This window comes from Actinomycetota bacterium, from assembly GCA_035536535.1.
GTDB lineage: Bacteria > Actinomycetota > JAICYB01 > JAICYB01 > JAICYB01 > DATLNZ01.
The window spans coordinates 1-10,273 of record DATLNZ010000196.1 but is presented as its reverse complement, the minus strand read 5'-3'; the positions used below and the strand labels follow the sequence as shown (position 1 = coordinate 10,273).

Here is a 10,273-nt window from a genome sequence, read left to right as displayed (position 1 = left end):
TCCTGCGGGCGGCGGGTTACGACGCGTCGGTGTCCCGGTGCCCGGGCACGGCCGGTGTCGTGGTGAGCCAGAGCGTTTCAGGAGGATCGGTGAACATCTGCGTGGGCAGCGGATCTTCCTCCCTGCGCACCCCGGGCATTGGCGACGACGGTCCCGGCTCCCAGCCGCAGGCCGGTCCCTCCCGTGTGCCCGGCGTCGTCGGGATGTCCCTTGCCAAAGCCAGCGGGACGCTGTCCCGGGCCGGCTTCCGCTCCGCGTCCTCCCGGCAGTGCCGTGAAGGCGCTCAGTCCGGAGTGGTGTGGGGACAGAGTCCGGGCGGCGGATCCTCGGCTCCCCGCGGCACCACCGTCACGCTCTACTCCAACCCTCCGGGCTGCGACTGAGCTAGCGGACCGGACCGCGGCTGACCGCAGGGGACGGGGTCCAGAACCTCCACGGCCGCCGGTCGTCCAGCGTGAGGCCGACCCTGATGCCTGCGATGGTCTCGGGCGGAGCACCATCGCGCGACAGGATCCGGATCCTGCCCGTCGTGAGGTCGGCGCCGTTGTCGTCCCGGCCGACACCCAGGGCACGGCACAGGCGTCCCGGGCCGGACGCGAGCTTGGCGTCCTGCAGCGACGCCGGGGCGCCGGCCTCCCGCATGCGCCTCACACCCCACATGGGCTCGAGCGCTCGCAACAGGACCGCGCTCCCCACCCCCTCGGGGCCGGTGACCGCGTTTATGCAGAAGTGCACCCCGTAGGTGAAGTAGACGTAGGCGATGCCGGCGGGGCCGAACATGATGCGCGCCCGCCCGGATGGAGCCCTGTCGGCGTGGGAGCCGGGGTCTCCCGGCCCCCCGTAGGCCTCGGTCTCCACGATGCGCCCGCCGGTGAGCGCGCGGCCCGACCCGGTGACGAGGTAGCAGCCGAGCAGGTCCCGGGCGACTTCCGTGACGTCGCGCTCGTAGAAGTCCCGGCCCAGGACCGGGGGCAGGGGCGTCGGCGCCGGGGAACGGGGCGGGGGCGTCCGGGGGCCGGGCGCTTCTTTGCGGGCACGCACGGCCGGTCATGATACTTGGGCCGATGGCGACGGTCCGGACCCCCACCCACGAAACCAACCCGTTCGCGGCCGTCACCTTTTTCTTCGACCGCGCGGCGGACCTGCTGGGACTGAGCGAGGAGATGCGCGACGTCCTGCGGTCGTCGTACCGCGAGATCTCCGTCCAGGTTCCGGTGAGGATGGACGACGGCCGGCTGATGGTCTTCCAGGGCTACCGCGTGCAGCACAACGGAGCCAGGGGTCCCTACAAGGGCGGCATCAGGTATCACCCCGAGGCCGACCTCGACGAGGTGCGCGCTCTCGCCTCGCTGATGTCCTGGAAGACCGCTCTGGTGGACCTGCCCTTCGGGGGGGCCAAGGGCGGCGTGCAGTGCGAGCCGTTTTTGATGTCGCAGTCGGAGCTGCAGCGCATGACCCGCCGGTTTGCGATGAACATCTCCTACATCCTCGGGGTCAACCGCGACATCCCGGCCCCCGACCTGAACACAAACGCCCAGACGATGGCCTGGATCATGGACGCCTACGGCCAGCGCTACGGGCACACCCCGGGGATCGTGACGGGCAAGCCGGTCGAGCTGGGCGGCTCCCTCGGCCGGGAGGCCGCCACCGGACGAGGCGTGGTCATCTGCATCGGCAGGGCCGCCGCGCATCTCGGCCTGACGCTCCAGGGGTCGACGGTGGCCATCCAGGGCTTCGGCAACGTCGGGTCGTGGGCGGCAAAGCTCATCGGAGAACTGGGGTGCCGGGTGGTGGCGGTGTCGGACGTCCGCGGGGGCATCGTGAACATGAACGGACTGGACGTCGACGCCGTCTGCGCCCACCAGTCCGCCACCGGCTCCGTGGTGGGGTTCGCGGACGCGGACGCAGTGTCCAACGAGGACCTGCTCCTGCTGGAGGTCGACTGGCTGATCCCGGCCGCCCTCGGCGGAGTCATCCACGAGCGCAATGCTCCCAGGGTCCGGGCGCGCGTCGTTGTGGAGGCCGCCAACCACCCGGTCACGCCCGAGGCGGACGCCGTCCTGAACGCTTCGGGGGTGATCGTGCTCCCCGACATCATGGTCAACTCCGGCGGCGTCACCGTCTCGTACTTCGAGTGGGCCCAGAACATCCAGCAGTACCGATGGTCGGAGCACCGGGTGAACGACGAGCTGGACCTTGTCATGGGCAAGATGTTTGCTTCTGTCGCCGCCTTCAGGGACGCCCACCCCGGCATCACGTGGCGGGAGGCGGCGTTCGCCTTGGGGGTCGAGCGCGTGGCGCGGGCGTCGAGCCTGCGCGGCTACGTCTGACGGGTGGCCCGCGGCGGCCTCCGGGCCGCCTTCGCGGCTTTCGGGCCGGGCTGTTTTCGCGCCACCTTCACGGTTCCCGGGTCGGGAAGCGAGGCCTTCATCTTCGCCAGGCCGGCTTCGTGCCTCGACAGCTTTGAGGAGAGTGACCTCACCTGGGCCTTGACGCTCGCCGGCGCCGGGCCTCCGGGGGTCCTGCGCCTGGCGAGGGGGCTCTTGGGGTGAAGCACGTCCAGGGCCTCCCAGACGCTTAGCGGGGACGACGCGCCGGGACGGGCGGCGACGGCCGGAAACTCGGCCCCCGCTTCGGCGGCCGTCCGGGCGAATCCGGCTACGCGCTCGTGCGCCCGCCGGAAAGGGACCCCGCGACGGACCAGCATCTCGGCGAGGTCTGTGGCCATCAACGCCGGGTCCGATACGGCCTCGTGCAGGCGATCGTGGTCGAATGTGAGCCCGCATGTGAGGCTGGCCATCGCCGTGCAGGCGCGGGTGACGTGCTCGACGGTTCCGGCGACGACCTGCTTGTCCGACTGCAGGTCGCGGTCGTAGGCCGACGGCAGGCCTTTCAGCGTCATCAGCAGCCCCACCAGTGCGCCCGCCGCCGGTCCCGGTGCCGCTCGCGCCAGCTCCGCGACGTCGGGGTTGCGCTTCTGGGGCATCATGCTTGAGCCGGTGGCATGGTCGTCGGAGATCCGGAGGAATCCGAACTCCTCGCTGGACCAGATAACGATGTCCTCGGCCAGCCGCGATACGTGCGTGGCGGCCACGGTCGCGGCGTAGCAGGCATCCAGCAGGAAGTCCCGGTCCGACACCGCGTCCATCGAATTGCCGAACACCGCCGAGAAGCCGAGTACGCGGGCCGCCACGCGCGGGTCGACGGCGAGGGTGCTGCCGGCCAGCGCGCCCGCGCCGAGGGGGCAGACGTCGGAGGTACGGTAGGCGTGGGCGAGGCGGACGAGGTCCCGCTCCAGTGGCCATGCGTGCGACAGCAGCCAATGTCCGACCGTCACCGGCTGGGCCCGCTGCAGGTGCGTGTACCCGGGCGCCGGGACGGCCCCGGTCTCTGCCGCTTTGCCCACGAGCGCCCGTATCAGCAGCAGGACCGACCCGCCGAGTTCCACGACCAGCCTTCGCGTGTGAAGCCTCATTGCCGTGGCCACCTGGTCGTTGCGTGACCGTCCCGCGTGAACCGAAGCTCCCAGGGAGCCTAGGTCCTCGGTCAGGCACCGCTCGATGGCCGAGTGGACGTCCTCGTCGGTGTCCAGGATGCGGTCCGCCCGGGGGCCGAGCCGCTTCAGGGCCGCGAGCAGCCTCCTGGTCTTGGCGGCGCTCAGGATCCCCGCGGCCTCCAGTCCCAGCACGTGGGCCATGGTCGCGACGATGTCGTCGGACCAGAGGAACCGGTCGTGCGGCAGGGAGTGCAGAAACGACCAGGCCTCGGGGGCCAGCCCGCCGGGCAGCCGGCCGGCCCACACGGGGCGGCCGGCTCTCTCGCTGCCGGGACTCACGTCCGGTCCCGCCGGCGTTGTGCCCAGACGCGAACCGGCAGCGACCACAGCGAGATGAACCCCGCCGCGGCGTCGTGCTGGAAGGAATCGGCCCCCGACGTGTAGGTGGCGAGCTCCGGGGAGTACAGGCCCCGGGGGGACCGGCGTCCGACCGGACGGGCGGTCCCCTTGTGCAGCCTGAGGCGGACCTCGCCCGTCACGTCCTCCTGCGTGGACTCCACAAACGCGTCCAGGGAGGCCTTCAGGGGCGAAAACCACATCCCGTTGTAGACCAGCTCCGCGTACCTCAGCTCTACTCCCTGCTTGAAGTGGGCGAGGTCGCGCTCCAGCACCAGGTCCTCCAGGTCACGGTGGGCTGTGATCAGGGAGATGGACGCCGGCACCTCGTACACCTCGCGCGACTTGATGCCCACCAACCGGTTTTCGATCATGTCGATCCTGCCCGCGCCGTGCGCGCCGGCGATCTCCTGCATGCGCAGGACCAGGGCTACGGGATCGGTCCGATCGCCATCCAGGGACACCGGGATCCCCCGCTCAAAGCCCACCACGATGTCCGAGGGCTCGTCCGGCGCGGCCTGCGGATCCACGGTCAGTTCGAACACGTCCTTGGGTGGCGGCTCCGTCCAGGGATCCTCCAGGACTCCCGACTCGATCGCGCGTCCCCACAGGTTCTCGTCCACGGAGTACGGCTTTTCGGCCGTGGCCACGACCGGGATGCCGTGGGCCGCGGCGTACTCCAGGGCCTGGTCGCGCTGCATGCCCTCCTGCCGGATGGGGGCCAGGATCTTCAGGTCCGGCGCGAGTGAGCCGATCGACGTCTCAAAGCGGACCTGGTCGTTACCCTTGCCGGTGCATCCGTGGGCGATGGTGGTCGCCGACCGCTCCCGCGCCACGCGCACGAGGTGCCGCGCTATGAGCGGGCGCGACAGCGCGGACACCAGCGGATACCGGCCCTCGTACAGAGCGTTGGCCCGCAGCGCCGGCCAGCAGAACTCCGTCACGAACTCCTCACGGGCGTCGATCACCACCAGATCCGCCACACCGGCCGCCTCGGCCCGGACCTGCAGCCCGTCGAGCTCGGCCCCCTGCCCCACGTCAACCGTCAGGGCGATCACGTCGAAGCCGCGCTCCCTGAGCCATGCCACGCACACGGAGGTGTCCAGCCCGCCGGAGAACGCCAGGACGCACCTTTCGGTCATCGCGCAGCCAGCTTCGTGATCCGGGAGGCCAGGGTGCGCCCGGACGTCTTCTCGTCGGCGATCACCAGGACGGTGTCGTCTCCGGCCACCGTGCCCATGGCTCCCTCGACGTCCGCCGAGTCGACGACCGCCGCCACGGTCGCGGCCATTCCGGGAAAGGTTTTGACCACCACGAGGTTTCCGGACGACTTGGCCGTCCGTACCAGCTCGCTCAGCACGCGCGACCCGAAGCCCGTGGGGGGGCCGTTGCGGACCGGCAGCGCGTAGACGACCTTGTCTTTCACCCGCTGCCTCACCGCTCCCAGGTCCTCCAGGTCGCGCGAAACCGTGGCCTGCGTCACGGTGAACCCCTTTCGCGCCATCCGCTTGACGATCTCATCCTGGGTTCCGGCGAAGCCGGCTTCCAGAAGATCCATCAGAACCGCACGGCGCCTGGACCGCTCGTTGGCCATGATCATTCCTCCCGAAACAGCCGGACGAACAGCGCCAGCGCCGTGTGCATCCGGTTCTCCGCCTGGTCGATGACACGCGATGCCGGACCGTCTATGACCGAGGCGCTGACCTCCTGCCCGCGGTGGGCGGGCAGGCAGTGCAGGAATATTGCGTCGGGGTCCGCGCGGCCCATCAGCTCGGGGGTCACCCTGTATGGCTCGAAGACCCTGGCCCGGGCCCCCGCCTCGTGCTCCCGCCCCATCGAGGCCCACACGTCGGTGTACACCGCGGCTGCGCCTTCGACGGCGGCCGCGGGGTCGTGGCCCAGCGTTACCACCGCTCCGCGTTCCGACGCCCACTGCTCCAGCCCGGGCTCGGGCTCAAACCCTGCGGGACACGCCACCCTCAGCAGGCACCCTGCCAGGGCACAGGCCTCGATCAGGGAGTTCGCGACGTTGTTGCCGTCGCCTACCCACGCCACCGGCAGCCCCCTGAGCGACGCGACGTCGCCCCCGCAGGAGTGCTCGGCGATCGTCATCAGGTCGGCCAGCGCCTGGAGTGGGTGATGGGTGTCCGACAGGGCGTTGATCACCGGGACGCCGGCCGCGCCGGCGAGCTGCTCGAGCCGGGCGTGGTCGAAGGTCCTCATCGCGATGGCGGCGACGTACCTGCCCAGGACCCTTCCGACGTCGGTGACGTCCTCGCGGGTGCCGATTCCCACCTCCTGGTCGTAGGCGCCAACGGGATGGGCTCCGGTCGCGGCCAGCGCGGCTTCCAGAGAGAAGCGCGTGCGCAGGGACGGCTTCTCGAACAGGATCGCCACCGACCGCCCGCGGCCACAGCCGTCCGCCGCGGCAGGATCGGCCTTGAGTGCGATGGCGCTCTCCAGGAGGCTGAGCAGCCGCTCGGAGTCGAGATCCGAGACCTTCAGCAGGTGCGGCAGAGAAGTGGTCAAGCGCCCGCCACCTTCCGGATGGCGGCGTTGAGCCGCCTCGCGCCCTCGGCCGCCTCGTCGTCGGTGATCACCAGAGGCGGGGCGATCCTCACCGCCGACGGGGTGACGTAGTTGACCACGAGTCCCTCCTCGAGAGCGGACGCCACGACCGCCGCGGCGATGGGACGTCCGAGTTCGAGTGCGAGCAGGAGGCCCTTGCCGCGCACCTCCCCCGACTGGGACAGATGATCCGCCAGCAGCGCGCCCACGGACTCCGCGCGCTCCACGAGGCCCTCCTGACGGATGGCCCCTATGACGGCCGAGACCGCGGCGCAGGCCAGCGGACCGCCGCCGAAGGTGGTCGCGTGGTCGCCGGGGGCGAATCCGTCCCGCACATCGTCTGAAGCCCAGATGGCGCCGACTGGAAACCCGCCGCCGAGGCCCTTTGCCATGCAGACGACGTCCGGTCGGACCCGCAGATGCTCGAACCCCCACCACCGGCCGGTGCGCCCGAGCCCCGTTTGGATCTCGTCGCACACGAGCAGGGCGCCCCGATCCCGGCACAGCGAGGAGGCGGCCCGGGCGAAGTCCGGCGACAGCGGCCGCACGCCCCCCTCCCCCTGGACGGGCTCGATGATCACAGCGGCGGTCTGTGGTGTGACGGCTGCGTCCAGTGCCGCGACGTCTCCGGGCTCCACGCTGTCGAATCCCCCCGGCAGCGGACCGAACCCCTCGCGCTTGGACGCCTGGAACGTCGCCGCCAGGGCGCCGTATGTCCGGCCGTGAAAGGAACCGTCCAGGGCCACGATCCGCATCCGGTCCCGCTGACCCAGCCTCCATGCACGCTTGCGGGCGAGCTTGATCGCCGCCTCCACGGCCTCGGCCCCCGAGTTGCAGAAGAACACTCCGCCGCCGCCGAGCAGGTCGCAGACATCCTGCGCCGCCCGACGGCCGACGTCCGTGTGGAACAGGTTCGAGACATGGATGAGCCTGGACGCCTGCTCCCGGATCGCCTCCACCAGCGCCGGATGGCTGTGGCCGAGGGCGCAGACGGAGATGCCCGCCAGGAAGTCCAGGTACTCGCGTCCGGTGTCGTCAGTCAGGTGCGACCCGCTTCCGGACCTGAAGGTGACGGGCAGGCGACGGTACGTGTCCAGGAATGGCCCCGCGCCCACGTCCAGGGTCCCGGGTGTTGTGACGGATCCGGCCGGGCGGCTCACGAGGCCTCCACCATCGTGCCGACCCCGGAGTCAGTGAACACCTCCAGCAGGAGCGCGTGCTCCACGCCCCCGTCGAGGATGTGGGCCCGCTCGACCCCCCCCCGGACGGCCTCCACGCATCCGGCGGCCTTCGGGATCATTCCCTCCGACAACGAGCCCTGCTGCGCCATCCGCTCCAGCTCGGAGGCCGAGACGGACGAGATCAGGGAGCCGGAGTCGCCGAGGTCCCGGTAGAGCCCGTCGACGTCGGTGAGGTAGACCAGCTTCGACGCGCGCAGCGATCGTGCGAGCGCCCCGGCCACGAGGTCGGCGTTGATGTTGAAGGCCTGCCCTCCGGCCCCCACGCCTATGGGCGCGACCACCGGCACGAAGCCCGACTCGACCAGCCCCAGCGCCACCCGCGGGTGGACCGCCTCCACAGAGCCGACGAAGCCGAGGTCCTGACCGGAGGCCGACTGCAGCGGTGACGCTCGCAGAAGGCCGGCGTCCTCTCCCGAGATGCCCACCGCGATGTCCCCGTGCTCGTTGATCGCCGACACGAGCTCCTTGTTCGTCTTCTGCAGGACCATCCGCACGACGTCCAGCTCCTGGGCCCCCGTGACCCGGTGGCCGTCGACGAAGCTCGGGGTCTGGTCCAGTCGCATCATCAGCTCCGAGATCTGGGGCCCGCCGCCGTGGACGACCACCGGGTGGATGCCCACGTAGTGCATCAGCGCGATGTCGCGGGCGAAGGAACCGACGGCGGTGGCGGACGTCATCGCGTGGCCCCCGTACTTCACGACCACGACCCGCCCCGAGTAGCGCCTGATGTACGGCAGCGCCTCCACGAGCACGCGCGCCTTGTCCAGGACACCGGTCGTCACGGCGCCTCCGTAGGGACCAGCGGGTCGGCGTTGAGCCGGACGTATTCCGGCGACAGGTCGCACGTGAGCATCTCCCAGGACGAGTCGCCGAGACCGAGCCGGACCTCCACCGGGACCTCCCCGGCCGGGACCGGCACCACGTCGTGTGTCGCTGTGCCTTCACGAGCCAGTTCGACTCCCCCGATGGAGACGCTCACGCGGCCGGGGTCGAACTCCGCCCCGGACTGGCCCACGGCCTGGACCACCCTCCCCCAGTTGGCGTCGCCTCCCCAGACGGCGGCCCGGAACAGAAGCGAATCGCAGATCGACCTTGCGCACCTGCGCGCGTCCTCCTGCGACACGGCTTCCGTAACAGCCACCCGGATGACTTTCGTGGCGCCCTCGCCGTCGGAAACGATCTCGTACGCGAGCCTGGCCATGACCTCGCGCACCGCCTCGGACAGGACTTCATCCGCCAGCCGGACCCCCGATGTGCCGTTCGCGAACAGCAGGACCGTGTCGTTGGTTGAGCAGCCGCCGTCGACGCTGATCGAGTTGAACGTCGGGGGCAGCGCCGCCGATAGCGAGTGCCTCAGGACAGACGCATCCGCCACGGCGTCGGTCGTGACAAAGGCGAGCATCGTGGCGTGGGGGACGTCCATCCGCGGGGCGATCATCCCGGCCCCCTTCGCCATTCCACCGACGGTCACGCCTTCGGTGCGCAGCAGCGCCTGCTTTGGGCGCGTGTCGGTGGTCATGATCGACCGGGCCGCGGTGTCCCCTCCTTCAGGCGACAGCCCGGCCACAGCGGCGCGCACGGCCGGCCGTACGCGGTCCACCGGGATCCTCGGGCCGATGACCCCCGTGGCGCAGAACAGCATCTGCTCCGGCGGGCAGCCGGTACCGTCCGCCGCGGCCTGGGCCAGCGACTCCGCATCCCGCAGGCCATCGGCTCCCGTGGCAGCGTTGGCGATGCCTGCCGAGACCAGGACCCCCCTGGACACGCCTGCGGCCACACGTGGGACGCAAAGCTGGATGTGGGCGCACGGTGCCTTGTTCGTGGTGAATGCGCCCGCAACAGCCGCCGGGACGTCGGACACCATCAGCGCCAGGTCGAGGCCCCCGGCGGACTTCGTCCCGGCCACGACGCCGGACGCCTTCCATCCCCCGGCCGCGGTGACGCTCACGGGAAGACCCCGTCGACGGCAAGGCCGGTGGTCTCGGACAGACCCGTCATGAGGTTGGCGTTCTGGACCGCCTGTCCGGCGGCCCCCTTGCCCAGGTTGTCGATGGCGCAGGTCACCACCGCGGTCGTTCCCTGTATCGCGAAGCCGATGACGGCCATGGCGGTCCCGGCCACATGCTTCGTCGCGGGCTGACGTCCTTCCGGCAGCACGTGGACCAGGGGCTCGGTGCCGTAGGCGTCGTGCAGCGCCGCCGCCACGTCCTGTGGCCCCGAGGTGATGGTGGCGTAGCAGGTGGCCAGCAGTCCGCGCGACATCGGGGCGAGGTGGGGGACGAACGCCAGCTCGGCAGGCTCGCCGGCCGCCGCCGACAGTTCCTGCGCGATCTCGGGACCGTGCCGGTGGCCGGCTGCGGAATACGCAGCGAACGACCCGTCCAGCTCGGAGAGAGTGAAGCCGTCGCCGGGGGATCGTCCGGCTCCGCTGGTCCCCGAGACGGCGTCGATCACGATCCCGCGGGGGGACACGGCCCCCGCTCTCAGCAGCGGCGCCAGCGCGAGGACGGCGGCCGTCGGGTAGCAGCCGGGGTTGGCGACCGCCCCGGACCCGGCCACGGCCTTACGGTTC

Annotated in this window: 11 protein-coding genes; 2 read left to right on the top strand and 9 right to left on the bottom strand. The window is 71.0% G+C overall.

Features of this window, described 5'->3' with window-relative positions; all coding sequences use genetic code 11:
- Nucleotides 1-383 (top strand): PASTA domain-containing protein (locus VNE62_12955; protein ID HVE93188.1); only part of this gene is annotated, 383 nt, incomplete at its 5' end.
- A 1-nt stretch (nt 384) separates the two neighbouring features.
- Here the strand turns inward: VNE62_12955 and VNE62_12950 are convergent.
- Nucleotides 385-1,041, bottom strand: coding sequence for a DNA-3-methyladenine glycosylase (locus VNE62_12950; GenBank protein HVE93187.1), 657 nt, complete (start codon nt 1,039-1,041; stop codon nt 385-387).
- 23 nt (nt 1,042-1,064) lie between these two features.
- Between VNE62_12950 and VNE62_12945 the strand changes: the two genes are divergently transcribed.
- Nucleotides 1,065-2,330, top strand: a complete 1,266-nt coding sequence (locus VNE62_12945) for a Glu/Leu/Phe/Val dehydrogenase dimerization domain-containing protein (protein HVE93186.1) — start codon at nt 1,065-1,067, stop codon at nt 2,328-2,330.
- Here VNE62_12945 and argH read toward each other — a convergent pair.
- The 8 genes from argH to argC all read right to left on the bottom strand — a co-directional run.
- Nucleotides 2,321-3,835: an argininosuccinate lyase gene (gene argH, locus VNE62_12940; protein HVE93185.1), complete on the bottom strand. Its 1,515-nt coding sequence runs from the start codon at nt 3,833-3,835 to the stop codon at nt 2,321-2,323. The genes VNE62_12945 and argH overlap by 10 nt on opposite strands.
- Nucleotides 3,832-5,034, bottom strand: a complete 1,203-nt coding sequence (locus VNE62_12935; protein HVE93184.1) for an argininosuccinate synthase — start codon at nt 5,032-5,034, stop codon at nt 3,832-3,834. The genes argH and VNE62_12935 overlap by 4 nt, the downstream gene beginning before the upstream one ends.
- Entirely contained in the window at nt 5,031-5,486 is a 456-nt protein-coding gene (locus VNE62_12930; protein HVE93183.1) for an arginine repressor, read from the bottom strand. Before VNE62_12930 ends, VNE62_12935 begins: the two co-directional genes overlap by 4 nt.
- Before the next feature lie 2 nt (nt 5,487-5,488).
- Nucleotides 5,489-6,421, bottom strand: a complete 933-nt coding sequence (argF, locus tag VNE62_12925; GenBank protein ID HVE93182.1) for an ornithine carbamoyltransferase — start codon at nt 6,419-6,421, stop codon at nt 5,489-5,491.
- On the bottom strand, nt 6,418-7,620 hold the full coding sequence (locus tag VNE62_12920) for an aspartate aminotransferase family protein (GenBank protein HVE93181.1): 1,203 nt from the start codon (nt 7,618-7,620) through the stop codon (nt 6,418-6,420). Before VNE62_12920 ends, argF begins: the two co-directional genes overlap by 4 nt.
- Nucleotides 7,617-8,483, bottom strand: a complete 867-nt coding sequence (gene argB, locus VNE62_12915) for an acetylglutamate kinase (protein ID HVE93180.1) — start codon at nt 8,481-8,483, stop codon at nt 7,617-7,619. The genes VNE62_12920 and argB overlap by 4 nt, the downstream gene beginning before the upstream one ends.
- The gene (gene argJ / locus VNE62_12910) at nt 8,480-9,649 is read right to left on the bottom strand and encodes a bifunctional glutamate N-acetyltransferase/amino-acid acetyltransferase ArgJ (GenBank protein HVE93179.1); all 1,170 of its coding nucleotides are present in this window, start codon (nt 9,647-9,649) and stop codon (nt 8,480-8,482) included. Before argJ ends, argB begins: the two co-directional genes overlap by 4 nt.
- On the bottom strand, nt 9,646-10,273 hold a 628-nt coding region (gene argC / locus VNE62_12905; protein HVE93178.1), incomplete at its 5' end, for an N-acetyl-gamma-glutamyl-phosphate reductase. The genes argC and argJ, both read right to left, overlap by 4 nt.